At 57.8% G+C, this 24,554-nt stretch carries 21 protein-coding genes; 10 read left to right on the forward strand and 11 right to left on the reverse strand.

Annotation, left to right across the window (positions count from 1 at the left end):
• The first annotated feature begins 50 nt into the window (after window positions 1–50).
• Window positions 51–905: a co-chaperone YbbN gene (locus AB6V08_RS10460; RefSeq protein ID WP_368542597.1), complete on the forward strand. Its 855-nt coding sequence runs from the start codon at window positions 51–53 to the stop codon at window positions 903–905.
• 41 nt (window positions 906–946) lie between these two features.
• Here the strand turns inward: AB6V08_RS10460 and fetB are convergent, their stop codons facing one another.
• Together fetB and fetA are read right to left on the reverse strand one after the other, a co-directional pair.
• Window positions 947–1,729, reverse strand: a complete 783-nt coding sequence (gene fetB, locus AB6V08_RS10465; RefSeq protein WP_368542598.1) for an iron efflux ABC transporter permease subunit FetB — start codon at window positions 1,727–1,729, stop codon at window positions 947–949.
• Window positions 1,716–2,393, reverse strand: a complete 678-nt coding sequence (gene fetA, locus AB6V08_RS10470; RefSeq protein ID WP_368542599.1) for an iron efflux ABC transporter ATP-binding subunit FetA — start codon at window positions 2,391–2,393, stop codon at window positions 1,716–1,718. Before fetA ends, fetB begins: the two co-directional genes overlap by 14 nt.
• Before the next feature lie 388 nt (window positions 2,394–2,781).
• Here fetA and AB6V08_RS10475 point away from each other — a divergent pair, with 388 nt between their 5' ends.
• The 4 genes from AB6V08_RS10475 to AB6V08_RS10490 all read left to right on the forward strand — a co-directional run bounded on the left by AB6V08_RS10475 (window position 2,782) and on the right by AB6V08_RS10490 (window position 7,207).
• Window positions 2,782–4,470, forward strand: a complete 1,689-nt coding sequence (locus tag AB6V08_RS10475) for a hypothetical protein (protein ID WP_368542600.1) — start codon at window positions 2,782–2,784, stop codon at window positions 4,468–4,470.
• Between the two features lie 367 nt (window positions 4,471–4,837).
• Complete coding sequence (locus AB6V08_RS10480) at window positions 4,838–5,692, forward strand: hypothetical protein (RefSeq protein ID WP_368542601.1); 855 nt, start codon at window positions 4,838–4,840, stop codon at window positions 5,690–5,692.
• A gap of 151 nt (window positions 5,693–5,843) precedes the next feature.
• On the forward strand, window positions 5,844–6,758 hold the full coding sequence (locus AB6V08_RS10485; protein ID WP_368542602.1) for an SPFH domain-containing protein: 915 nt from the start codon (window positions 5,844–5,846) through the stop codon (window positions 6,756–6,758).
• Window positions 6,755–7,207: an NfeD family protein gene (locus AB6V08_RS10490; protein WP_368542603.1), complete on the forward strand. Its 453-nt coding sequence runs from the start codon at window positions 6,755–6,757 to the stop codon at window positions 7,205–7,207. Before AB6V08_RS10485 ends, AB6V08_RS10490 begins: the two co-directional genes overlap by 4 nt.
• Here the strand turns inward: AB6V08_RS10490 and cueR are convergent.
• Window positions 7,204–7,614 carry a Cu(I)-responsive transcriptional regulator gene (cueR, locus tag AB6V08_RS10495; protein WP_368542604.1) on the reverse strand — a complete coding sequence of 137 codons (411 nt, stop codon included), beginning with the start codon at window positions 7,612–7,614 and terminating at the stop codon, window positions 7,204–7,206. The genes AB6V08_RS10490 and cueR overlap by 4 nt on opposite strands.
• 108 nt (window positions 7,615–7,722) lie before the next feature.
• Between cueR and copA the strand changes: the two genes are divergently transcribed.
• The 3 genes from copA (at window position 7,723) to ybaK (ending at window position 11,745) form a co-directional block, all read left to right on the forward strand.
• Window positions 7,723–10,221, forward strand: a complete 2,499-nt coding sequence (gene copA / locus AB6V08_RS10500; RefSeq protein WP_368542605.1) for a copper-exporting P-type ATPase CopA — start codon at window positions 7,723–7,725, stop codon at window positions 10,219–10,221.
• A gap of 50 nt (window positions 10,222–10,271) precedes the next feature.
• Window positions 10,272–11,066: a TraB/GumN family protein gene (locus tag AB6V08_RS10505; protein WP_368542606.1), complete on the forward strand. Its 795-nt coding sequence runs from the start codon at window positions 10,272–10,274 to the stop codon at window positions 11,064–11,066.
• A 199-nt stretch (window positions 11,067–11,265) separates the two neighbouring features.
• A complete protein-coding gene (ybaK, locus tag AB6V08_RS10510; RefSeq protein ID WP_368542607.1) occupies window positions 11,266–11,745 on the forward strand; it encodes a Cys-tRNA(Pro)/Cys-tRNA(Cys) deacylase YbaK in 480 nt (159 codons plus the stop codon).
• Window positions 11,746–11,835: 90 nt separating this feature from the next.
• Here ybaK and ushA read toward each other — a convergent pair whose 3' ends face one another.
• Complete coding sequence (ushA, locus tag AB6V08_RS10515) at window positions 11,836–13,488, reverse strand: bifunctional UDP-sugar hydrolase/5'-nucleotidase UshA (protein WP_368542608.1); 1,653 nt, start codon at window positions 13,486–13,488, stop codon at window positions 11,836–11,838.
• A gap of 169 nt (window positions 13,489–13,657) precedes the next feature.
• Here ushA and AB6V08_RS10520 point away from each other — a divergent pair, with 169 nt between their 5' ends.
• Both AB6V08_RS10520 and ybaL read left to right on the forward strand, forming a co-directional pair.
• Window positions 13,658–14,863 (forward strand): MFS transporter, encoded by a 1,206-nt coding sequence (locus AB6V08_RS10520; RefSeq protein WP_368542609.1) that lies wholly within the window; start codon window positions 13,658–13,660, stop codon window positions 14,861–14,863.
• A gap of 232 nt (window positions 14,864–15,095) precedes the next feature.
• Entirely contained in the window at window positions 15,096–16,772 is a 1,677-nt protein-coding gene (gene ybaL, locus AB6V08_RS10525; RefSeq protein ID WP_368542610.1) for a YbaL family putative K(+) efflux transporter, read from the forward strand.
• A gap of 141 nt (window positions 16,773–16,913) precedes the next feature.
• On the opposite strand, the gene AB6V08_RS10530 is transcribed toward ybaL, so the two are convergent.
• The 7 genes from AB6V08_RS10530 to AB6V08_RS10560 form a co-directional block, all read right to left on the reverse strand.
• Window positions 16,914–18,218, reverse strand: coding sequence for an inosine/guanosine kinase (locus AB6V08_RS10530; protein ID WP_368542611.1), 1,305 nt, complete (start codon window positions 18,216–18,218; stop codon window positions 16,914–16,916).
• A 61-nt stretch (window positions 18,219–18,279) separates the two neighbouring features.
• Complete coding sequence (gene hemH, locus AB6V08_RS10535; RefSeq protein WP_368542612.1) at window positions 18,280–19,242, reverse strand: ferrochelatase; 963 nt, start codon at window positions 19,240–19,242, stop codon at window positions 18,280–18,282.
• A gap of 125 nt (window positions 19,243–19,367) precedes the next feature.
• Window positions 19,368–20,012: an adenylate kinase gene (gene adk, locus AB6V08_RS10540; protein WP_022647279.1), complete on the reverse strand. Its 645-nt coding sequence runs from the start codon at window positions 20,010–20,012 to the stop codon at window positions 19,368–19,370.
• Between the two features lie 205 nt (window positions 20,013–20,217).
• The gene (htpG, locus tag AB6V08_RS10545; RefSeq protein ID WP_368542613.1) at window positions 20,218–22,092 is read right to left on the reverse strand and encodes a molecular chaperone HtpG; all 1,875 of its coding nucleotides are present in this window, start codon (window positions 22,090–22,092) and stop codon (window positions 20,218–20,220) included.
• 110 nt (window positions 22,093–22,202) lie between these two features.
• Window positions 22,203–22,808: a recombination mediator RecR gene (recR, locus tag AB6V08_RS10550; protein WP_368542614.1), complete on the reverse strand. Its 606-nt coding sequence runs from the start codon at window positions 22,806–22,808 to the stop codon at window positions 22,203–22,205.
• Window positions 22,809–22,886: 78 nt separating this feature from the next.
• Window positions 22,887–23,990, reverse strand: a complete 1,104-nt coding sequence (locus AB6V08_RS10555; RefSeq protein WP_368542615.1) for a type 1 fimbrial protein — start codon at window positions 23,988–23,990, stop codon at window positions 22,887–22,889.
• Between the two features lie 20 nt (window positions 23,991–24,010).
• On the reverse strand, window positions 24,011–24,544 hold the full coding sequence (locus tag AB6V08_RS10560) for a fimbrial protein (protein ID WP_368542616.1): 534 nt from the start codon (window positions 24,542–24,544) through the stop codon (window positions 24,011–24,013).
• Window positions 24,545–24,554: the final 10 nt, after the last annotated feature.

Genomic DNA, 24,554 nt, shown 5'->3' on the forward strand with positions numbered 1-24,554 from the left:
TCGCGCCTTGCCCCCCATGTAAGAACAAACTGATTAACAGAGAATGACGTATGTCCGCACAGAATATCGTAAACATTACAGAAGCTAACCTGCATCAGACGCTCGAACAGTCGATGACCAAACCGGTGCTGTTCTACTTTTGGTCCGAGCGCAGCCAACACTGCCTGCAGCTGACCCCGGTGCTGGAAAGCCTTGCCGCGCAGTACAACGGTCAGTTCATTCTGGCGAAGCTGGACTGCGACGCCGAGCCGATGGTGGCTTCTCAGTTTGGCCTGCGGTCCATTCCTACGGTCTATCTGTTCCAGAACGGTCAGCCTGTCGATGGCTTCCAGGGGCCGCAGCCGGAAGAGGCGATCCGCGCCCTGCTGGAAAAAGTGCTGCCGCGCGAAGAAGAGCTGAAAGCGCAGGAAGCGGTCGCGCTGATGCAGGAAGGGAAATACGACGAGGCGCTGCCGCTGCTGAAAGACGCGTGGCAGCTGTCGAATCAGGATAGCCAGATTGGCCTGCTGCTGGCGGAAACCCAGATTGCCCTGCACCGCCCGGAGGATGCAGAAGCGGTGCTGAAAACCGTGCCGATGCAGGATCAGGACACCCGCTATCAGGGTCTGGTGGCGCAGATTGAGCTGCTGAAACAGGCCGCAGACACGCCGGAGATCCAGCAGCTTCAGCAGCAGGTTGCCGATAACCCGGACGACGCCGCGCTCGCCAGCCAGCTTGCGCTTCAGCTGCATCAGGTGGGGCGTAACGAAGAGGCGCTGGAGCTGTTGTTCCGCCATCTGCAAAAGGACCTGACCGCCGCAGACGGCCAGGCGCGCAAGATGTTCCAGGAAATTCTCGCCGCGCTGGGCACCGGTGACGCGCTGGCGTCGAAGTATCGTCGTCAGCTTTACGCCCTGCTCTACTGATAAAAAGCCCGGTGAGCGCCAGCCCGCCGGGCCTGCAAGAGTTAGTCCCGCTTTTTCAACTGCGTCACCACCAGCTGGTGGCGCGCGTTGTAGAACTTCCGATAGGTTAAATAGCAGGCAATGATGGTCGACAGGCTCGCCGTAGAGAGCAGCATAAAGGTCACCATAATCTGATATTTAATCGCCTTTACCGGGTCGATCCCGGCAAAAATCAGCCCCGACATCATCCCCGGCAGGCTCACCAGGCCGACCGTCTTCGCGGAATCCACCGTGGGGATCAGCGACGAGCGGATGCTCTCGCGAATCAGCCGCGCGGAGGCGACCTTCGGCGTGGCGCCCAGGCTGAGCTTCTCCTGAATCTTCTGCTGTTCGCTGCTAAAACGCTGCCCGAGGTTGTTGTAGCACAGCCCCACGGCGACCATCGCGTTCCCCGCAATCATCCCCGAAATCGGGATCACCTGCATTGGCGCAAACTCTATCGAGCCCGACAGCACCAGCACTGCCAGGGTGAGCGCCGTGCCGGTGGTAATGGCGATAAACGACGACACAAACGCCTTATCGATATACTTGCTGCGCTTTTGCGCGTTCCACGCGGCGTTGAAGCAGATGAACAGCACCATCAGCAGCGTCAGCATGGCGTGGTTGACGTTGAAGATGTACTTCAGCACGTAGCCGACAATAACGAGCTGTACGACCGCCCGGCAGATGCTCCAGACGATATCTTTCTCCAGCCCCAGCTTCTCGCGATAGCTAACCAGAATCGCAATCAGCACCAGCACCATAGAAAAGGCCAGGGATTCGTTAGTGATGTTATGCCCGCCCACGGTTTGCCTCCTGCATTTTCCCGCCCTGCGCCTGTAGCCGGATGACATCGTCCGCATGGCTGATTTCAGTTGAATCGTGCGTCACCCACAGCACGGCAACGTTCTGCTCGCGCACGTAGCGATGAATGATCTCGTTCACGTTGCGTTTATTGCTTTCGTCGAGCGCGCTGGTGACTTCATCCAGCAGCAGCACCTTAGGCAAGAACTGCAGGTTGCGAATCAGCGATACGCGCTGCTTTTCACCGCCCGAAAGCTCGGTAATGGATTTGGTCAGCGTGTCCTGCGACAGGCCAAAACGGGTCAGATCGGTGATGAATCTTTCCGGCTCCGGCGTTTTGTTGCGGATCTTCCACGGGAAAATCAGGTTGTCGTAGACCGTTTCACCGAACAGCGAAGGGGTTTGTACGCAGTAGGAAACCTGCTGGCGGTAGCCTTCGGGAGAGAGCGTCGCAATGTCCTTGCCCTCAAACAGAATGGCGCCCTCTGTCGGGCTGAGCAACGAGGCCACGATTTTCAGCAACGTACTTTTACCGCAGCCTGACGGGCCGGTGATCAGCTTGAATTCGCCGGGCGAGAGGCAAAAATCAACGTGCTGGAGAATGGTATTTTCGCCCGCACGATACCCCACATCCTTGATATGCAAAATAACGTTTTTGTCGTTCATATTGTTTCCAGTAACTACCCGCAAAGACTTAACAATGACTTAATGTATACATTTGTTATTCGATTTTACTTCTGACAACCCGCCTCGCCGCTTCATTTCGATCACAAAATCGACGATTTTCATCTGAAACAGCAGACTATTTAAAGATTGAAAAATGATTAACTATTGACTTATGAAATACTGTTTAATGATTTAAATCAAAAATACACACTTTCACACACTCTAGAATCAGACACACAAAAGACATTAATTAGTCTTAATAACACCAAAACAAAGCCTGCAATAAAGACATAACTCACTCTATTACCGTCAGGAAATAAACATGAATACCACCGTTAAATTGCTGGTCACTGCTTTGAGTCTGTGTAGTGTGCCTGCGGCTTTTGCAATGAGCCCTGAACAAGCCGCCGCGAATCTCGCCGGAGCGAAACAATTTTCCCACCTCGCGGATAAAGTGTATAGCAGCGCCCTCTACAATGAGCGTGCGACCAGTCTTGCACTGAGCAATACCGCATTCAAATATGGCGATAGCTCTGTTGAAACCCAGCGGGCAGCGCTGGCGCACGATGCCGCCCTGGCGCAGGTCGCCAGGGCGCGTCAGGATGCCAGAATCGGCCGGGTTCAGGTTGATGCCGCGCTGCGGGCGTTTCGCGATGGTTCAATTGCCCCGGTCGCCACCCCAACCCCGACTCCCACGCCAGCGTTAGTCGCCGTACCGCCAAAACAGCCAGTGGCGACGCCCGGCAAGATCCCGCAGCCGATGAACGTCCCGCCGATGCTGTCACAGGCCGTGCCGCCAAAAGCGCCTCAGCTCCCGGTGCAGAAAACACCGCAGCCAATGAATGTCCCGCCGATGCTGTCGCAGGCCGTGCCACCGAAAGCGCCAGCTCTGCTTTCACAGGCCGTGCCGCCTAAAGTGCCGCAGCTGCTTGCGCAGAAAACACCGCAGCCAATGAATGTGCCGCCAGTGCTGTCGCAGGCCGTGCCACCGAAAGCGCCAGCTCTGCTTTCACAGGCCGTGCCGCCAAAGACACCGCAGCTGCCTGCGCAGAAGACACCACAGCCAATGAATGTGCCGCCGATGCTGTCGCAGGCCGTGCCACCGAAAGCGCCAGCTCTGCTTTCACAGGCCGTGCCGCCAAAGACACCGCAGCTGCTTGCTCAGAAGACACCGCAGCCAATGAATGTGCCGCCAGTGCTGTCGCAGGCCGTGCCACCGAAAGCGCCAGCTCTGCTTTCACAGGCAGTGCCGCCAAAGGGACCGCAGCTGCCTGCTCAGAAAACACCGCAGCCGATGAATGTGCCGCCGATGCTGTCGCAGGCCGTGCCGCCAAAAGTGCCTCAGCTCCCGGTGCAGAAAACACCGCAGCCAATGAATGTCCCGCCGATGCTGTCGCAGGCCGTGCCGCCAAAAGTGCCTCAGCTCCCGGTGCAGAAAACACCGCAGCCGCTTTCAACGGTTTACTCTGGCCCGACAACGCAAATCGTGACCAAACAATCGAAGAGCACGCTGGTTGCGGGCCTGCCGAAGGGAACCGTGATCAATCCACAGAAACCTTACGCGCCGGGCGTGACGATTATCGATAACACGCCAAAAACGACGGCAAGCACATTTTCCGTCACCAAAGTGGATAACGGCGCGCAAAAGCCGACCACCACCGCTTCCACCAGCCAGAAAAGCGGTGCGACCTATAACGTCACCACGGTTAACCAGGTCAACAGCTTCTACGTGACTCAACAGAATAGCCGTCAGGTGACGGATAATAGCCAGCGGATCGATCACAACAGTCAGCAGATTGCCAATAACAGCCAGCGCATCGACCGCAACCAGAAGGAGATTGACGATACCCGCAACGATCTCAAGCGCGGCCTGAACAATGCCGCGGCCATGTCCAGCCTTCACTATCACTCTGATAACGCCTGGGCACTGTCCACCGGAACGGCGAACGGCGATGGCGCGGCGCTGGCCGGCGGGCTTCAGAAAGGGATCACCAGCCATGTGGCAGTTAACATGCAGGCGTCAACGTCATTTGACAGCGGCTGGATGGCAGGGGCCGGAATTTCGGGTGATTTTTAAGTTCACAGACATTTTTATCCTTCAGGCCATCATGAAAAATGACCTGATAACATTCTCTTATTAATCTTCGCTGTGAATATCCCCTCAGGCCGCCGATCGGGCGGCTTTTTTTGTCTCTGATGCCAGTCTTAGTTAAGTGTCGGTAATGTATTCGCCCTGTCAGAGACAAAAACCGCAGAAGCTTACAAAAAATGAGTCTTCAATATGTCAACCATATTTGACATGTTGACATTAAAAAGTAACGTATATCTTCCATTTGTGATCCCCGCGCGGTTCCCGCACGCCTGGCCAATAGCCTCAGGCTATGAGTGGTGTTACACTTTTTCGCGAAAAATTGGCTCGCTTATAACTATAGGAAGTATGCAGCATGACACATATCTTTTATGAGTTCTCTTCTCTGAAGCCTGGTGTTCCTGATGTAGAAACATTAATGGAAGTCATCAATTCTTCAGAGCTCACCAGTTTTGTCATCGGCCCCGAGGTTGTTGATTTCGTCAAAAAGGCGCTGATTGTTAATACCACCATCATCAGCTTTAAAAACTGCCGGTTCGCCTTCGACGATGGCGCCCATTTCATTGAGTTTGACAGCAAAGGCAAATCAAAGCGCTCTAACGAAGTGCCGGACTGGTTTGTCTCTCCTGCCGAATTCGCCCGCACCCAGTGGATGATCAACCACGATCTGGCCGACGTAAAAGCAACGCAGTTCATTGAAGTGCTGATGTCCTACCCGCTCAAGGAGCGTCGCGCACACTGCAACCTGCTGTTCGGGCTGGATCTGCATAAAGTGAACGCCGCGCCAGCGCCCGTCTCTCCGGCCGGGAAGATTGGCAACAAGAACGGCAAAACCACTAAGCCGCGCGTGACCGATCTCGGGTCGTTTGAGCTGTTCAGCCAGTTCTTTGAACGGATGAAAACGGCGGTGCTGGCCGACGAGTTTCCGACCTTACAGGTGCTGACCGGCATCGATAACCTGTCGAAAGCCCCGCACAACCTGAAGCAGGGGATCCGAACCTGGTTTAAAGCCATCGCAGGCGATCTCCCGCCTAACAACAAGCGCGTGGAGGCGGGGAACGCGGTGCTGTTCTGCGCCCCTATTCGCGAGCACATTCAGCAGGTCGAAGCCATTGGGCTGGAAAATTACTATCAGGGGCTGTCGAAAGCCATTGCCGAGGCGGGTGACGGCTTCATTACCGATTTCAGCTACACCTATTCCGAAGAGTAACCCCTCGCGCCCCGCTCACCCGCGGGGCGTTTTATTCCTCCGGGTCCGATTCCCACCTCTTTACAGGGGCGAATTTCTGACCAATAGCCGATATACTTACCCATAACAACGACTTCGTTTTCTTATCACAGCATTCAAAACAGGAGGTTTTATGCTCATCGTTATTCCTGTCCTTATTTTCGTCGCGCTGGTTATCGTGGGCGCGGGTGTCAAAATCGTCCCGCAGGGCTATCAGTGGACCGTCGAACGCTTTGGTCGATACACCAACACGCTGCAGCCCGGCCTGAGCCTTATCGTCCCGTTTATGGATCGCATTGGCCGCAAGATCAACATGATGGAACAGGTGCTGGATATCCCCTCTCAGGAAGTGATTTCTAAAGACAACGCCAACGTCACCATCGATGCCGTCTGTTTTATCCAGGTGATCGACGCGCCGAAAGCGGCGTACGAGGTGAGCAACCTTGAGCTGGCGATTGTTAACCTGACGATGACCAACATCCGTACCGTGCTGGGTTCGATGGAGCTTGACGAGATGCTCTCCCAGCGCGACAGCATTAACACCCGCCTGCTGCACATCGTCGATGAGGCCACCAATCCGTGGGGGATCAAGGTCACCCGTATTGAGATCCGCGACGTGCGCCCACCGGCGGAGCTTATCGCCTCCATGAACGCCCAGATGAAGGCCGAACGTACCAAGCGCGCCTATATTCTTGAGGCCGAAGGGGTGCGTCAGGCTGAGATCCTCAAAGCCGAAGGGGAAAAGCAGTCGCAAATTCTTAAAGCGGAGGGGGATCGTCAGTCCGCCTTCTTGCAGGCAGAAGCGCGCGAGCGTTCGGCAGAAGCGGAAGCCCGCGCCACCCAGATGGTGTCCGAAGCGATTGCCGCCGGGGATATTCAGGCCGTGAACTACTTCGTGGCGCAAAAATACACCGATGCGCTGAAAGAGATTGGCTCTGCGAACAACAGCAAAGTGGTGATGATGCCGCTGGATGCCAGCAGCCTGATGGGCTCCATCGCCGGCATCGCTGAACTGATCAAAGACAGCGGAAACGAGCGCAGAAAATGATTGAGCTTATCGTCGCACATCCTCATGCCTTCTGGCTGAGCCTGGGCGGGCTACTGCTGGCCGCCGAGATGCTTGGCGGCAACGGCTACCTGCTCTGGAGCGGCGTCGCGGCGGTGATCACCGGCCTGCTGGTCTGGATCCTGCCTCTCGACTGGGCGTGGCAGGGGGCGATGTTTGCCGTTCTTACGCTCGTCGCCGCCTGGCTGTGGTGGCGCTGGCTGAACCGCCGGGTGAAAGAGCAAAAACCCGCCGATGCGCATCTTAACCAGCGCGGGCAGCAGATCGTCGGCAAGCAGTTCACGCTGGACACCGCGCTGGTAAACGGACGCGGCCACATGCGCGTGGGCGACAGCTCGTGGCCGGTGGTGGCAGACACTGACCTCAGCGCGGGTACGCGGGTGGAGGTCATTGCGGTGGAAGGGATCACCCTGCGGGTGAAGGCTCTTTAAGCACTCACCTTACGATGGCAGCAGCCGGAAAGATTATCGATAATCGGACAGTCGGCGCTGTCATCGCCCGGGCATGATTCCGCCAGCGCCAGCAGCTGTTCACGCATAGTTTGCAGCTCGGCGATATGGCGTTCGATCTCAGCCACTTTTTCCAGGGTTCTGCTTTTAACGTCCGCGCTGTGGCGCTTCGGATCGTTAAACAGCTGCACCAGCTCGCCGCACTCTTCAAGATTAAAGCCCACCTGCCTTGCCTGACGCAGTAGCGTCAGCTCATCGAGGTGCAGCTGCGTGTAGCTGCGGTAGCCGTTTTCGCTGCGCAGCGGCGGCGTCACCAGCCCTTTCTCTTCGTAAAAGCGAATCGCTTTGCTGGTCAACCCGGTTTTTTTCGCAACGTCACTGATATTCACATTTCCCCCTTGACCTTCCCCTTGATGGAAGGTTTAACCTTCATAACAGTTAGCGAAAAGCGTAGTGAAGGTCAATAACTGACCAGATAATTATACGGGAGTTTTATTATGTCTCACACCATCGATCTGACGCTGGACGGCCTCTCCTGCGGCCACTGCGTCAAACGCGTTAAGGAAAGTCTGGAACAGCGCCCTGACGTTGAGAGCGCGGACGTAACTATCGATCATGCAGCCGTAACCGGCAGCGCCAGCGCCGATGCGCTGATCGACACCATCAAACAGGCCGGTTACGGCGCGGAGCTAAGCCACCCAAAGGCTAAACCGCTGGCAGAGTCATCACTCCCGTCGGAAGCACTGACAGCGGCCACTCCTGAGCTTCCGGTAGCTGATGATATTGATGACAGCCAACAGCTGCTGATCAACGGCATGAGCTGCGCCAGCTGCGTTTCCCGGGTGCAAAATGCCTTACAGGCCGTACCGGGCGTCGCGCAGGCACGGGTCAATCTCGCGGAGCGTACTGCGCTGGTGATGGGCAGTGCCTCCGCCGCTGATTTAGTGCAGGCGGTTGAGAAAGCGGGCTACGGCGCAGAGGCCATCGAAGATGATGCCAAACGCCGTGAGCGCCAGCAGGAAACCGCCGTTGCCACCATGAAACGCTTCCGCTGGCAGGCGATTGTCGCGCTGCTGGTGGGGATCCCGGTGATGGTCTGGGGGATGATCGGCGACAACATGATGGTCACCGACGACAACCGCAGCCTGTGGCTGGTCATCGGGGTAATTACCCTTGCGGTTATGATCTTTGCGGGCGGTCATTTCTATTCCAGCGCCTGGAAAAGCCTGAAAAACCGCACCGCAACCATGGACACCCTGGTCGCCCTCGGCACGGGCGCGGCGTGGCTCTACTCCATGAGCGTGAACGTCTGGCCCCAGTGGTTCCCGATGGAAGCGCGGCATCTTTATTACGAAGCCAGCGCGATGATTATCGGTCTGATCAACCTAGGCCAGATGCTTGAAGCCCGCGCCCGCCAGCGCTCCTCAAAAGCGCTGGAAAGATTGCTCGACTTAACCCCGCCAACCGCGCGCGTGGTGACCGACGAAGGCGAAAAGAGCCTGCCGCTGGCTGAAGTGCAGCCGGGTATGACGCTGCGCCTGACCACCGGCGACCGCGTCCCCGTTGACGGGGAAATCACCCAGGGCGACGCCTGGCTGGATGAAGCCATGCTGACCGGCGAGCCGGTTCCGCAGCAGAAATCCCAGGGCGACGCGGTACACGCCGGGACGGTGGTGCAGGACGGCAGCGTGCTGTTTCGCGCCAGCGCCGTCGGCAGCCATACCACGCTGTCGCGCATTATCCGCATGGTTCGCCAGGCGCAAAGCAGCAAGCCGGAGATCGGCCAGCTTGCCGATAAAATTTCCGCGATTTTCGTCCCGGTGGTGGTCTGTATCGCCCTGCTGAGCGCCGCGATCTGGTACGTCTTTGGCCCGGCGCCGCAGATTGTTTACACCCTGGTGATCGCCACCACCGTGCTGATCATCGCCTGCCCCTGCGCCCTCGGTCTGGCAACGCCGATGTCGATTATCTCCGGCGTCGGCCGCGCCGCAGAGTTTGGCGTTCTGGTGCGTGACGCGGACGCTTTGCAGCGCGCCAGCACCCTCGATACGCTGGTGTTTGATAAAACCGGCACGCTGACGGAAGGCAAACCGCAGGTGGTGGCGGTGTTCACCTCCGGCATTACCGAGACCGACGCGCTGCGCCTGGCCGCCGCGCTGGAACAGGGCTCCAGCCATCCGCTGGCGCGCGCCATTCTGGATAAAGCCTCGGGTTCGTCACTTGCGCAGGTCAACCACTTCCGCACCCTGCGCGGGCTGGGCGTGAGCGGCGAAGCCGAAGGGCACGCCCTGCTGCTCGGCAACCAGGCGCTGCTGAACGAAAACGGCATTGATACCGCCGCGCTGGACGAGTCCCTTAAAGCGCAGGCCGCTCAGGGCGCCACGCCGGTGCTGCTGGCGGTCGACGGCAAAGCCGCTGCGCTGTTCGCCATCCGCGACCCGCTGCGTCAGGACAGCGTTGACGCCCTCAAGCGTCTGCATCGGGCGGGCTATCGCCTGGTGATGCTGACCGGGGATAACCCCGTGACGGCTAACGCGATTGCCAAAGAAGCGGGTATCGATGAGGTCATCGCCGGGGTGCTGCCGGACGGTAAAGCCGACGCCATCAAAACGCTGCAAAGCCAGGGTCGCCAGGTGGCGATGGTCGGTGACGGCATCAACGATGCCCCTGCGCTGGCCCAGGCCGAGGTCGGGATTGCGATGGGCGGCGGGAGCGACGTGGCGATTGAAACCGCGGCCATCACCCTGATGCGCCACAGCCTGATGGGCGTTGCCGACGCGCTGGCTATCTCCAAAGCCACGTTGCGCAACATGAAGCAAAACCTGCTCGGGGCGTTTATCTACAACGCGTTGGGTATTCCGATTGCCGCCGGGATCCTCTGGCCGCTGACGGGCACGCTGTTGAATCCGGTGGTGGCAGGGGCCGCAATGGCGCTGTCGTCTATCACCGTGGTGAGCAACGCCAACCGTCTGCTGCGCTATAAACCGAAAGATTGAACCTTCTCCTCCTACGCGCTAGCATGAACTTTTCCGTTCATGGAGCGCGTATGGGTCTGTTTAATCGTATAAAAACATCGTTTCGCGCCCTGTTTCCCCGTCGTTACCCCTGGCCCGGCATGGATATTTCACTGCCGGGCGGCCAGCATTTGCACCTGGTTGGCAGTATCCACATGGGCACCTCCGGGATGTCGCCACTCCCGCCGGCGCTGCTCAAAATGGTGCGCAACGCCGACGCGCTGGTGGTCGAGGCGGATATCTCCGGTACGGAATCGCCGTTTGCGGATCTGGACATTCCCCCGCCGCTGAACGCGCGGCTGAGCGAAGCCCAGCTTGGCGAACTGACGCGCGTGGCGGATGAGCTGGGGTTATCCCTGTCGATGATGGAAACCCAGCCGCTGTGGCAAATCGCGATGGTGCTCCAGGCCACCCAGGCGCAGCGTCTGGGTCTGCGCGGCGAGTACGGCATTGACTATCAGCTGCTTAACGTCGCCCGGGCGCAAAGCCTGCCGATTATCGAGCTGGAAGGCGCCGAGAGTCAGGTGGAATTACTCCGCCAGCTCCCGGATGACGGCCTGCTGCTGCTGGATGACACCCTCACGCACTGGCATACCAACGCGCGTTTGCTGCAGGTGATGGTCGGCTGGTGGCTGGAATCGCCGCCCGCGGAAGACAAACCGGAACTGCCCGCCACCTTCAGCCAGTCGCTGTATGATGTGCTGATGAACGAGCGCAACAGGGCATGGCAACGGGCGCTTCAGGCGCTGCCTGCCGGGCGTTACGTGGTGGCCGTGGGGGCATTACATTTGTACGGAGAAGGGAATTTGCCGTCGCTGTTGACGTAAAAAAATGGCCAATATTTCTATTGGCCCGTCAAAGAGGAATTTCATCGTTTTTATTATGCCGAAGGAGACCTTCGGTTGAGCCGATTGTCGCTCAAAGTGACCATCACTGCCAACACTATTGCGCAAGATGGTGCTATTTTTTAGACAAACGTCAGGCGTATGCTTTTGGCATTAATTGTCTGTCGTAAGAAGGATAGCTATGACTCCCGCCGTTAAATTACTCGAAAAAAACAAAATTTCTTTCCGGATCCACACTTACGATCACGATCCGCACGAAACCAATTTTGGTGATGAAGTGGTGCGCAAGCTGGGGCTGAACGCCGACCAGGTGTATAAAACGCTGCTGGTTGCGGTGAACGGCGATATGAAGCACCTCGCCGTGGCGGTCACGCCCGTGGCAGGTCAGTTGGATTTGAAGAAAGTCGCTAAAGCCCTGGGCGCGAAAAAGGTCGACATGGCAGACCCGATGGTTGCGCAACGTACAACGGGCTATCTGGTGGGCGGGATTAGCCCGCTGGGGCAGAAAAAACGGCTGCCGACGCTGATCGACGCCCCGTCGCAGGCGTTTGACACCATCTACATTTCCGGCGGCAAGCGCGGGCTGGATATTGAGCTTGCGGCAGCGGATCTGGCGAAAATGCTGGATGCGAAGTTTGCGGATATTGCGCGCAGAGAGTGAGGAATTTGCCCGGTGGCGCTGCGCTTACCGGGCCTACGATTCGAATGTAGGCCGGGTAAGGCGTAGCCGCCACCCGGCATAAAAACCGCGCTACTGCCAGCTCACCTCACCTTTCGGTTCGTAAGCATTCACATCTATTGGCGAGTTCTGCTGGATAAACTGCTTCAGCACTTCCGCATCGATAAAGCCGGTATTCACGTAGCCCGGTTTGTTGTCGATATGCGGATAGCCGTCGCCGCCGGTGGCGTTAAAGCTCAGCGTCGCCATGCGGTAGGTCTTCGCCGGATCGACCGGTTCGCCTTTGATTTTGAGATCGTTAAGCTTGCCGTCTTTCGCCACAAAGCTGACGTTAGCGAACTGCGGATAGGCCCCGGAGTCCGGCTTCATCTGCGCCACGGCGGTCAGGTAGTCGATGACCTCTTTCCCGCTCATGTCGGCATAGACCACCACGTTGCCAAACGGCTGTACTTTCAGAACGTCTTTGTAGGTGATGTTTCCGCCTTCGATGGAGTCGCGGATACCGCCGCCGCTCATCACGCCGAAATCAGCCCCCGTGCGCGCCATTTGCGCGGCCAGCACCAGATGGCCCATGTTGGTCTGCACGAAGCGGACTTTGCTGCGATCCCCTTCCAGACGACCGTTAAGCGTGCCAATCTTCACGTCCAGCTGCGCTTTGCCCTTGTTCTGGAACGGCGTCAGCAGCGAAAGCATCTGCTGGTTCTCGGCAATTTCCGGGGTGTAAAGTACGCGCTCACTCTTCCCGTCCGGGTAGGTCACCTTCTTCTTCAGGTTGATCGGAATGAGCTGGTAGTGAACCATTTTCATCTCGCCGTTGCGGAACTCGAAGTCCGCGCGGCCAACGTATTTGCCCCACTCGTGCGCCTGCACAATCCAGATGCCGTTCTGACGGTCCGGCGCACACGGCGTGCCCGGAACGTAATCCACCTGCTTTTTATTCTCAGACGCCATGCACACCGGATCCTGTGAGTGACCGCCCACAATCATTGCCAGAGAGCCCGCTGGCAGGCTGCGCGCCATCTCCACGTCCCCCGGTGCGTTCGAGCCGTGATTGCCGTTGTCGTAGTGGCCCATGTGGGTGGTGGCGATAATCACGTCCGGCTTTTCGTTCATCTGCAATTCCTGAATCACCAGCTTCGCTTCTTCAGCGGGCTTGCGGAATTCGATGTCGGTGAAAAACTCCGGATTGCCGATTTTCGCCGTGTCGTCGGTGGTTAAGCCGATGACCGCGATCTTTAGATCCTGGCGCTTGAACAGCGCATACGGCTTGAACAGGCGCTCGCCGGTGCTTTTCTGGTAAATATTGGCCGAGAGGAACGGGAATTTAGACCACTTCTCCTGCTGGCGCAGAACGGACAGCGGGTTATCAAACTCGTGGTTGCCGACGGCCATCGCATCGTAGCCAATCAGGTTCATGCCGCGGAAATCCGGCTCTGCGTCCTGGAGATCGGACTCCGGTACGCCGGTATTGATATCCCCGCCCGACAGCAGCAGCACGCTGCCGCCTTCGGCAGCCACCTCTTTGCGAATGCCGTCCACCAGCGTTTTTTGCGCCGACAGGCCGTATTCACCGTACTCACTGCGCCAGAAATGACCGTGGTGATCGTTGGTGTGCAAAATGGTGATTTTATAGGTTTTATCTTTTTCATATGCCTGAGCCGGCAGGCTTGTCAGCCCCCAGGCGGCAAGCAGCGCCAGCGCAACGCCACGCTTCATTAACTTCATCTCTTCACTCCCTGACCAATAGACAAACGCAAAAATTACAGCGAGTAACAAGAATAGACAAATAAGTTTTCAGAATTGCGACTTTCTTCAAATGTCGCGGGCGCGTATGTTAGGCGGATAATAATTACACCCTGCATTTCTAATAACAAACGACGTGGTATCTCTATTTATGGCAATCAGCGAAACAACCCAGCCGGGCTCGCCGCCCGCATCGCGCACTTCCTTTAAGGTATTAGGCGCGATCAGTCTCTCTCACCTGCTTAACGATATGATCCAGTCTTTGATTCTGGCGATTTATCCGTTACTGCAGTCCGAGTTTTCACTCACCTTCGTACAGATCGGGATGATCACCCTCACCTTCCAGCTGGCGTCGTCGCTGCTGCAGCCGGTGGTGGGCTACTGGACGGATAAATACCCGATGCCGTGGTCGCTGCCGATTGGCATGTGCTTCACCCTCAGCGGGCTGGTGCTGCTGGCGATGGCGGGAAGCTTTGAAGCCGTCCTGCTTGCCGCCGCGCTGGTGGGAACGGGCTCGTCGGTGTTCCACCCGGAGTCATCCCGCGTGGCGCGCATGGCGTCCGGCGGGCGTCACGGGCTGGCCCAGTCGCTGTTCCAGGTGGGCGGAAACTTTGGCAGCTCCCTCGGCCCGCTGCTGGCGGCGGTGATTATTGCCCCTTACGGTAAAGGCAACGTGGCGTGGTTTGTTCTGGCAGCGCTGCTGGCGATCGTGGTGCTGGCGCAGATCAGCCGCTGGTATGCCGCGCAGCATCGCGTCAACAAAGGCAAACCTAAAGTGAAGGTTATCAATCCCCTGCCTCGCAACAAGGTTATCCTGGCGGTGAGCGTGCTGCTGGTGCTGATTTTCTCGAAATACTTCTATATGGCGAGCATCAGCAGCTATTACACCTTTTATCTGATGCAAAAATTCGGATTATCGGTACAAAACGCCCAGTTCCACCTGTTTGCGTTCCTGTTTGCCGTGGCGGCGGGGACGGTCATTGGCGGGCCTGTGGGGGATAAGATTGGCCGTAAATATGTGATTTGGGGCTCTATCCTCGGCGTGGCGCCTTTCACCCTCATTTTGCCGTATGCCAGCCTTGAATGGACCGGGATTTTAACCGTGATCATTGGTTTTATCCTTGCCTCGGCCTTTTCAGCCATTCTGGTCTACGCGCAGGAGCTGCTTCCGGGGCGTATCGGTATGGTTTCCGGGCTATTCTTCGGTTTCGCTTTTGGTATGGGCGGGCTTGGCGCCGCGGTGTTGGGCATGGTTGCTGACCACACCAGCATCTTCCTGGTCTATAAAATCTGCGCTTTCCTCCCACTTCTGGGGATGTTGACCATATTCTTACCTGACAACCGTCACAAAGCGTGATTTAACGGCCACCAAAGTTTTACTTTGGTGGCCTTACCCCCTGATGCCATAAGGCTTTCCTCTCGTAGTCTGTCTGCAATTTATCAAAATCTGCTTTTTTTCACGCTTATTGCTGTTTTATTCAAATTTCAATAATTATTCATAAACATAACGGGAAAAATTGTCATAAACTATTACCTGGCCTTTTGGTATTTATGCCAGAAATGGAACACTCACGACGAAAGGAGAACGAATGCATCACGCCACACCCCTTATTACCACCATTGTTGGTGGTCTTGTGCTCGCGTTTATCCTCGGCATGATTGCCAATAAGCTGCGTATTTCGCCTCTTGTGGGCTATTTGTTAGCGGGTGTGCTGGCGGGGCCGTTCACGCCGGGTTTTGTGGCCGATACCAAACTGGCGCCGGAGCTGGCGGAATTAGGCGTAATTTTGCTGATGTTCGGCGTGGGTCTGCATTTCTCCCTGAAGGATTTGATGGCGGTAAAGAATATCGCCATACCCGGTGCGATCGCCCAGATAGGGGTGGCGACGCTGCTGGGGATGGCGCTTTCGGCCATGCTGGGCTGGTCGCTGATGACCGGTATCGTATTTGGGCTGTGTCTCTCTACCGCCAGTACCGTGGTGCTGCTGCGCGCGCTTGAAGAGAGGCAGCTGATCGACAGCCAGCGCGGGCAAATCGCCATCGGCTGGCTGATTGTTGAAGACCTGGTGATGGTGCTGACGCTGGTTCTGCTGCCGGCCGTTGCCGGGATGATGGAAAAAGATAACGTCGGCTTCGCCTCCCTGGCGCTGGATATGGGGATCACCATCGGCAAAGTGGTGGCGTTTATCGCGATTATGATGCTGGTAGGGCGTCGTCTGGTGCCGTGGATCATGTCCCGCAGCGCGGCAACCGGCTCGCGCGAGCTGTTCACCCTCTCGGTGCTGGCGCTGGCGCTGGGTATCGCCTTCGGTGCCGTGGAGCTGTTTGATGTTTCCTTTGCCCTCGGCGCGTTCTTCGCCGGGATGGTGCTGAACGAATCCGAGCTGAGCCACCGCGCCGCGCACGATACCCTGCCGCTGCGTGACGCCTTCGCGGTGCTGTTCTTTGTCTCCGTCGGCATGTTGTTTGACCCGCTGATCCTTATCGACCAGCCGCTGGCGGTGCTCGGCACGCTGGCGATCATCATCTTTGGTAAGTCGGTGGCCGCCTTCTTCCTGGTGCGCCTGTTCGGACACTCGCCGCGTACCGCCCTGACCATCGCCGCCAGCCTGGCGCAGATTGGTGAGTTTGCCTTTATCCTCGCGGGGCTGGGCATGGCGCTGAACCTGCTGCCGCAGGCCGGGCAGAATCTGGTGCTGGCGGGGGCGATTCTTTCCATCATGCTGAACCCGGTGCTGTTCGCGCTGCTGGAGAAATACCTCGATAAGACCGAAACCCTCGAAGAGCAGACGCTGGAAGAGGCTATTGAAGAAGAGAAGCAGATCCCGGTGGATATCTGCAACCACGCGCTGCTGGTCGGCTTTGGCCGCGTGGGCAGCCTGCTCGGCGAGAAGCTGATGGCGCAGGGCATTCCGCTGGTGGTGATTGAGACTTCGCGTACCCGCGTCGACGAGCTGCGCGAGCGCGGCATCCGCGCGGTGCTGGGGAATGCGGCGAACGAAGAGATTATGAATCTGGCGCATCTGGACTGCGCCCGCTGGCTGCTGCTGACCATCCCGAACGGCTACGAGGCCGGCGAGATTGTGGCCTCCGCCCGCGAGAAGTGCCCGAATATCGAGATTATCGCCCGCGCGCACTACGACGACGAGGTGGAGTACATTACCGAGCGCGGTGCGAATCAGGTGGTGATGGGCGAGCGCGAGATTGCGAATACGATGCTGACGCTGCTGGAGAAGCCGCCGGTAGAGGAGATGGTGACGGGTTAGCCTGTGCGGCCTGATGCCCTCACCCTGGCCCTCTCCCACGGGGAGAGGGAATAAACACTAAAAACGGCAACCTGGTTGCCGTTTTCTTTTACCTTGTCCCCTCTCCCCTATGGGGAGAGGGTTAGGGTGAGGGGGGTTCTTTTACCTGTCCCAGTACGCCTCTTCGAGGCTATCTTCCCTTTCCGGCAGGCCGCGCGTCAGGCGCGGAGAGTGCTGATTCAGCACCTGATAGCTTACGCGGTTCGCGTATTTGCACACCTGCGCCAGCGACGAATAGGTCAGCCAGCTGAACTTGTGCTTGCTGGAGTTCGGGACGTTGGTTTTGTGGTACGCGTTTGCGGTGATGTCGTGCAGCAGCGCCGCCAGGGCGCCATCGCCCGCGCCGTTGGTGTTCATGATCTTCTCAGGACCGCCCATGTACGGAGCGATGTGCGAGTAAATGCGCAGCGGATTCTGGCAATCCTTATGGCGCATGGCGCGGCTAAACTCAAACTGGTTAAACTCGGCAATCGCTCCCGGCAGCAGAGGATGCTGAGTCTTACGCTTGCTCTCTTCTTCGGTAAAGCCCGCCATGTACAGACCCACCGGCCCGGCGGTGCAGAGCACCAGATCGACCCATTCCAGCGCCTTGTCGGACGCCAGCAGCGGATCGCTTTCGCCGGTTAAGGCCTCGGCCTCTTCTTCGTTCATCGCCAGAATAGAAACATGCTCTTTCAGGAACGCTTGCCACCACTCCGGGTTATCGGCGATCACGAATTTCGTGCCCAGGGTCAGCACCACCGGCACGTTGTATTTCTTCGCGTATTCCACCGCCTTCATGGTGGCTTCGGGCATGGGCTCGCCCGGCTTGCAGCGCACCAGATAGGAGGTCAGCACCAGGGCAGACGCGCCTGCGATAACCTCTTCCGGGATGCTCTCGGCGCGCAGCTTGTTCATGTGGCCGGGGCTGATGGCGAAGGTACGCTCGCCGGATTCACCGATCAGGGTAAAGCAGCGGCCGATGGGCCCGTCCACGCCCTGAAGGTAGTTCAGATCGGTACGGCTGGAGGTGTTGCACAGATAGCGATAGGCGTAGCCGCCAATCTCGATGTTGCTGCACATCACGCCCAGCAGGACGGAGCGGTCGTCCGCCAGCACGGAGTAGTTGTGCATGGTATTCCCGATGGTGCCACCGGCGAACTGATGGGTAATGAGGTTTTCGCGCACCAGCTCCTGGTACAGCGCGTCGGCCACGTCGTCTTCAATCACCAGCGAGTGCCCGGCGCTCAGACCGTAGCGTGCGACAAACGCGTCATCCACTTTGGCTTCAATATCCACCAGCGTCTGATCGATACCGACGACCCAGGCGGCGCTGGTTTCGTTCACCGGCTGGATTTGCTGCAGCAGCGGATCGCGGGCGTTGACGGGGAAGTAGTGTTTAGATTTGCGTTTACCGGGAAATTTCATGGTCTGAGCTATGCAAGAATATGGGCCGGGAATGGTAGCACAAACCCGGCCCGTCGCGCGATCAGCGGCTGTTCTTGACCAGCGACACCATCATCTCGATATGATCGGGCGCATCGTTAAGGGCCGGAATGTATTCGTACTTCGTACCGCCCGCTTCGAGGAAGAACTCCTTGTTTTGCACGGCAATCTCTTCCAGCGTTTCCAGACAATCCGCCGAGAAGCCCGGCGACATCACCTGAATATGCTTCACGCCCTTCTCGCCCAGCATTTTGAGGGTTTCGTCGGTATACGGCGTCAGCCACGGCTCGCGGCCAAAGCGCGACTGGAAGGTCATCATCACCTTTTCCGGCGGCAGCCCGAGCGCGGACACCAGCTCGCGCGTGGTGTCGCGGCAGCGCTGCGGATAGTCGTCCCCTTCGTCGGCGAAACGCTGCGGAATGCCGTGATAGGAGAGCAGCAGCAGATCCGGCTCGCCGTGCTTTTCAAACGACGCGCGCGCGCTGTTGGCGAGAGCGTTGATGTACAGCTCGTTGTCGGCGTAATCGCGAATAAAGGTGATGGCCGGAATACGGCGGCGGGTCGCCAGGATGCGCGCCAGCTCGTCCCAGACGGCGGCCACCGTCGAGCAGGAGTATTGCGGATAGAGCGCCAGGACGACGATATGATCAACGCCCTGGGAAAGCAGGTCGTCAACCGCGCTGGCAAGGGATGGCTTGCCGTAGCTCATGCCCAGCGCCACGGGCATATCCGGCAGGCGGGCCGCCAGCGCTTTCTCCTGACGACGGCTGTAGACCATCAGCGGAGAGCCTTCGTCCATCCAGACGGACTGGTAAAGCTTTGCCACACGCGGAGCGCGAATCGGCAGAATGACGCCGCGCAGCAGCGGCCACCACAGCAATCTTGGGGTATCCACGACGCGCGTATCGCTTAAAAACTGTCGCAGGTAGCGTTTTACCGCCTCAGGGGTAGGTGCTTCTGGGGTGCCCAGATTGGCAAGCAAGATGCCGGTTTTCGCCTGACTCATTCACGCCTCTTAACCATTTGAATGGTTGTCAATTGTAGCGGAAATGCGTTTAAACGAAACACATTGCTGTAATAGATAAAATGAGAAAGTTTCTCACCCGGAGAACCCGGGTGAGAGGCATGCAATTAGCCGAGGATTTTTTCCAGCTCTGCACGCACGTCAGCAACGGCTTTGGTGCCGTCAACTTTCGCGTATTTGGTGTTACCCGCCTGCGCTTCTTTAGAGTAGTAGCCGATCAGCGGCGCGGTCATCTGATGGTATTCCACCAGGCGCTTACGCACGGTCTCTTCCTGATCGTCTTTACGGGTGGTCAGCTCTTCGCCGGTCACGTCGTCTTTGCCTTCAACCTTAGGCGGATTGAATTTGATGTGGTAAACGCGGCCGGAAGCGGCGTGTACGCGACGGCCAACGATACGGTCAACGATCAGCTCGTCCGGTACGTCGAACTCCAGAACGTAGTCTACGTTGATGCCCGCTTCTTTCATGGCGTCAGCCTGAGGAATGGTGCGCGGGAAGCCGTCCAGCAGGAAACCGTTGCGGCAATCTTCCTGAGCAATGCGCTCTTTGACCAGTGCGATAACCAGTTCGTCAGTCACCAGTTTGCCTGCGTCCATGATGTCTTTAGCTTGTTTACCCAGCTCAGAGCCAGATTTTACAGCGGCACGCAGCATGTCACCGGTGGAGATTTGCGGAATACCGTATTTCTCCATGATGAACTGAGCCTGAGTTCCTTTACCCGCGCCCGGAGCGCCAAGCAGAATAATACGCATTGCGAAAATCCCCTCAAAAGTTGGTTCAATTTTTCAAAAGCGCTAAACAATACCACCAGAACGGACGTGGCTCAAGGAAGGTGGGAAGGCTGAAACGGTTAATGGGGGAAGATTATTTGGGTTGGTGGGGTCTGGTGCGGTCTGGTGCCCTCACCCCGGCCCTCTCCCACGGGGAGAGGGAGAAGACCAGGGGAGGCGTGGTCAATTACGCCAGCAGCAGCGCATTCACACGTTTAATGAACAGGTTAGGATCTTCCAGCGTGCCGCGCTCGGCCAGCAGGGACTGATCCAGCAGCAGCTCAACCCACTCGGCGAAGCGGGCTTCGTCCTGAGTATCGGCCGCGCGTTTCACCAGCGGGTGATCCGGGTTCAGCTCGAAGATGTACTTCACTTCCGGCATCGCCTGGCCCGCCGCAGCGAACAGTTTTGCCATCTGGGTGCCCATTTCGTCGGCGTCGGTGGTCACAATCGCCGGGGTATCGGTCAGACGGTGGGTGAAACGCACCTCTTTCACGCGGTCGCCCAGCAGGGTTTTCACGCGCTCAATGAACGGCTCCAGCGCTTTTTCAGCTTCTTTCGCGCTCTCATCCACCTCGTCCGCCAGCTTGTCGATGGACTCGTCGGCTTTGGCAACGGACTGGAAGGTTTTACCGTCGAACTCGGTCAGGTAGTTCATCATCCATTCGTCGATGCGGTCGGAAAGCAGCAGCACTTCAATGCCTTTCTTACGCAGCAGCTCCAGATGCGGGCTGCTCTTCGCCGCGGCGTAGCTGTCGGCGGTGATGTAGTAGATCTTCTCCTGCCCTTCCTTCATGCGGGAGATATAATCTTCCAGCGACACGTTCTGCTCGGAGGTGTCGGCGTGCGTAGAAGCAAAGCGCAGCAGCTTAGCGATGGATTCAATGTTGCCCGCATCTTCCGCCGGGCCCTCTTTCAGCACCAGACCGAACTGTTTCCAGAAGGTCTGGTATTTTTCCGCGTCGTCTTTCGCCAGCTTTTCCAGCATCTGCAGGGTACGCTTGGTCAGCGCGTTGCGCAGGTTGCGGGTCACGGTGCTGTCCTGGAGGATCTCACGGGAGACGTTCAGCGGCAGATCGTTAGAGTCGATAAGCCCGCGGGTAAAGCGCAGGTAGTTCGGCATGAACTGCTCGGCTTCATCCATGATGAAGACGCGCTGCACGTACAGCTTCAGACCGTGCTTGTGATCGCGGTTCCACATGTCCCACGGCGCCTGCGCCGGGATGTACAGCAGGCTGGTGTACTCCTGCTTACCTTCCACACGGTTGTGGCTCCAGGTCAGCGGATCGGTAAAGTCGTGGGCGATGTGCTTGTAGAATTCGTTATATTCGTCGTCTTTGATTTCAGACTTGTTGCGCGTCCACAGCGCCTGCGCCTTGTTGATCTTCTCCCAGGAAACCACGGTTTCGCCGTCTTTCTCTTCCTGTTTTTCAATCTCAACCGGCAGCGCAATGTGGTCGGAGTATTTGCTGATAATTGAGCGCACGCGCCAGTCATTCAGGAAATCGTCTTCGCCTTCGCGCAGATGCAGGGTAATTTCCGTGCCGCGATCCGCTTTGGTGATATCCGCAACCGTGTATTCGCCTTCGCCCTGGGATTCCCAGAACACGCCGCTTTCCGCGCTCTCGCCCGCAGCGCGGGTACGCACGGTCACTTTGTCCGCCACGATAAACGCCGAGTAGAAGCCGACGCCGAACTGGCCAATCAGTTGGCTGTCTTTCGCCTGATCGGACCCCATGGACTGCAGGAATGCTTTGGTGCCCGATTTTGCGATAGTCCCGAGGTGGTCGATCACCTCGTCGCGGGTCATACCGATACCGTTATCGGCGATGGTCAGGGTGCGGTTGTCTTTGTTAAAAGAGACGCGCACGCGCAGCTCGCCGTCGCCTTCGTACAGATCCGGGTTGGACAGCGCGCGGAAACGCAGCTTGTCCGCCGCATCGGAGGCGTTGGAAATCAGCTCACGCAGGAAGATTTCTTTATTGGAATACAGGGAATGGATCATCAGGTGCAGAAGCTGTTTTACTTCTGACTGGAAACCGCGGGTTTCTTGTCCTTTCATCTATTTCGACCTCAACAATGCCATTTAATGGGGTTTTAAAACGTTGAGAGTGAGATGGGGATAGGCGGGGAAAATTTCAAGCGGAGGCCACCGCGGCAGCCTCCGTTTGGTCAGAAAGTAATCTTGTGACGCCCTGCCAGAGAGTGCGACAGCGTGGTGCCGTCCACCATCTCCAGCTCGCCGCCCACCGGCACGCCGTGAGCGATGCGGCTGGCGACAACGCCGTACTGGCCGCACAGTTCGCCGATGTAGTTCGCCGTCGCTTCACCTTCCACCGTCGGGTTGGTGGCGAGGATCACTTCGGTCAGCGACTCGGCGGCGAGGCGCTGCTCAAGACGATCGAGGCCGATATCATCCGGGCCGATACCGTCGAGCGGCGAAAGATGCCCCATCAGCACGAAGTAGCGGCCGGAGAACTGCCCGGTCTGTTCGATGGCGTAGATATCCGCCGGGCTCTCCACCACGCAAATCTGACCGTTTTCCTGACGTCGCGGGTTCGAACAGATGTTGCACACGTCCTGCTCGGTAAAGGTACGGCAATCCGCACAGTGGCCGATCTCCGACATGGCGCGGGTCAACGCCTGCGCCAGGCGCATCCCGCCGCTGCGGTCGCGCTGCAAGAGCGTAAACGCCATGCGCTGGGCCGACTTCGGGCCAACGCCCGGCAGGCAGCGCAGTGCTTCCATTAACTGCGTGAGCAGCGGACTGGTTTGCATGAAAGTCTTCCTTTCTGAAGCTGAGTACGAGAAAACAAAGTGGCATAGAGTAGCATCAGTCAGCCGACAAAACATCGCTCAGTTGTAGATGAAGGTCAGCGTGCCCGCCGCATTGGCCCTGCCCGGCGTCACGGTGGCTTTGTTTTTATAATAGTCTGCGGTAAAGGTCAGCGTTTCGCTGGCCTGGGCGCCGCCCGGGTTGCCGGCGTCAGAAAAAGCGGTGTAGCCTTCGCTGCCGTTGACGACGCGCTGCGAGCTCAGGATCGCGAGGGGCGCGTTCAGCGGCAGGCCATTTTGCCCGCTGTCGTAGCTTCCCGACGCCAGGCGCAGGTTGAGCTGCACGCCCACGCCGTCCGCCGCGCCGGACGCCCCGTCCTGGGACAGCGCAATCAGGGTGTTATTCTGATTATCCCCGTCCGCCACCGGCGGCGCCTGCACGGTCAGTGCGACATTCGTCCCCGGCTCGCAGGCGAGGTTCAGGGACTGCGTCACGCCGCCCACGCGGGAAGCGGCGTCAAACCGCGCCACGTTAATATCCGACATATCAAAGTTCAGCGACGCCCGGTCGGCGATACAGCCCATCGCCCTGACGTTTACCTGGCTGGAGGAGACAGAGAGGCTGGACGCGATATCCCCCGAGCTGGTCATCGTTTTGTTTTCGCGGAAATCGACCCGCGCCAGCGGCGACGGCAGGGTTAGCGCCCCGCTGCTGATTGCGCCTCCCGTGGCGACCAGCTGCAGTTTATAAGAGGAGTTATTCAGGGTGTGGCTTGAGTACAGAATGCCGCCATCGCCAACCTGCCAGCTGTTATCAATCGCCCGGGCGCCGTCATAAGGCCCGGCCTGGTTAAGGGCATAAACCCTGACGCCGACCCCTTCCAGGCTGGTGGGGTAGATATTATCGCCAAGCGTACTGCCGGTCTGCGGCGCGGAGAGATAAATAAACCCGACGTAATAGGTCTGATAACAGTCTTTGATCGTCACGCTATTGTCGCTGCCGGCCACAAACCCGGAGTCATATAAAACCGTGCCTTTCGCATAGCTCCCGCTGTTAATAAGGATGTGATCCGGTAGCGAAATAGTTGAAACCGAAACGCTGTCGTTCCTGTCCCGATTACAGTCCGCACGGGATGAAAACGACAGCATGAATAAGATGGCGGCTGTCAGATAAATAAACTGCATGGTTTTTTCCTGCGGTGTCGTTAGTTATAGGAAAAATTAAGCGTGATGGCCGTTTGAAAATCCCCTGCAGTGGTCTTGCCCTCGGGAGAATACATTCTGGCAATCAAATTCAGCGATCCACTCGCGGTCTGCGCATCAACGGGAAAGCGGTAGCTCGCCCCGTTGGCAAGGTTAACCAGCACGTTGCCGTCGTCGTTGTAGAGCTGTAATCCGAGCCCCTTTGCCCCCTCTTCCAGCTGGTTGGCATATATCGCCGTTCCCCACAGCCCGTCGTCGTAGGGCGTGCCGGAGAAGGTAACGACGGCCTGCGTCAGCCCGCGTGAGCACCCGCTCAGGGAGAGCGTGAGCGGAATATTGGCGCTGTTTGCGCCAGCGACGGAGAGCGCCTGCCGGCTATAAACGCCCAAATCCACCCGCGGAGGAACGCTTACGGTGCAGAGCGGCTGAATAATATTTCCACTCACCGAAAAATTAACCACGTCCTGACTATTAAACGCCGATGCTGTATGTGCGAATAATAACGGGAGCAGCGCCGCGTAAGGCCATTGATTCATATTATTCCCT

Source organism: Enterobacter soli, from assembly GCF_964208575.1.
Lineage (GTDB): Bacteria > Pseudomonadota > Gammaproteobacteria > Enterobacterales > Enterobacteriaceae > Enterobacter > Enterobacter soli_A.

Coding starts and splice junctions, on each gene's coding strand:
- hemH (WP_368542612.1), bottom strand. CDS start 19,242: ATGAGTCAGGCGAAAACCGGCATCTTGCTTGCCAATCTGGGCACCCCA.
- AB6V08_RS10485 (WP_368542602.1), top strand. CDS start 5,844: ATGCTCATCGTTATTCCTGTCCTTATTTTCGTCGCGCTGGTTATCGTG.
- recR (WP_368542614.1), bottom strand. CDS start 22,808: ATGCAAACCAGTCCGCTGCTCACGCAGTTAATGGAAGCACTGCGCTGC.
- ushA (WP_368542608.1), bottom strand. CDS start 13,488: ATGAAGTTAATGAAGCGTGGCGTTGCGCTGGCGCTGCTTGCCGCCTGG.
- ybaL (WP_368542610.1), top strand. CDS start 15,096: ATGCATCACGCCACACCCCTTATTACCACCATTGTTGGTGGTCTTGTG.
- AB6V08_RS10460 (WP_368542597.1), top strand. CDS start 51: ATGTCCGCACAGAATATCGTAAACATTACAGAAGCTAACCTGCATCAG.
- adk (WP_022647279.1), bottom strand. CDS start 20,012: ATGCGTATTATTCTGCTTGGCGCTCCGGGCGCGGGTAAAGGAACTCAG.
- fetA (WP_368542599.1), bottom strand. CDS start 2,393: ATGAACGACAAAAACGTTATTTTGCATATCAAGGATGTGGGGTATCGT.
- copA (WP_368542605.1), top strand. CDS start 7,723: ATGTCTCACACCATCGATCTGACGCTGGACGGCCTCTCCTGCGGCCAC.
- AB6V08_RS10505 (WP_368542606.1), top strand. CDS start 10,272: ATGGGTCTGTTTAATCGTATAAAAACATCGTTTCGCGCCCTGTTTCCC.
- htpG (WP_368542613.1), bottom strand. CDS start 22,092: ATGAAAGGACAAGAAACCCGCGGTTTCCAGTCAGAAGTAAAACAGCTT.
- AB6V08_RS10555 (WP_368542615.1), bottom strand. CDS start 23,990: ATGCAGTTTATTTATCTGACAGCCGCCATCTTATTCATGCTGTCGTTT.
- AB6V08_RS10475 (WP_368542600.1), top strand. CDS start 2,782: ATGAGCCCTGAACAAGCCGCCGCGAATCTCGCCGGAGCGAAACAATTT.
- ybaK (WP_368542607.1), top strand. CDS start 11,266: ATGACTCCCGCCGTTAAATTACTCGAAAAAAACAAAATTTCTTTCCGG.
- AB6V08_RS10490 (WP_368542603.1), top strand. CDS start 6,755: ATGATTGAGCTTATCGTCGCACATCCTCATGCCTTCTGGCTGAGCCTG.
- AB6V08_RS10530 (WP_368542611.1), bottom strand. CDS start 18,218: ATGAAATTTCCCGGTAAACGCAAATCTAAACACTACTTCCCCGTCAAC.
- AB6V08_RS10520 (WP_368542609.1), top strand. CDS start 13,658: ATGGCAATCAGCGAAACAACCCAGCCGGGCTCGCCGCCCGCATCGCGC.
- AB6V08_RS10480 (WP_368542601.1), top strand. CDS start 4,838: ATGACACATATCTTTTATGAGTTCTCTTCTCTGAAGCCTGGTGTTCCT.
- AB6V08_RS10560 (WP_368542616.1), bottom strand. CDS start 24,544: ATGAATCAATGGCCTTACGCGGCGCTGCTCCCGTTATTATTCGCACAT.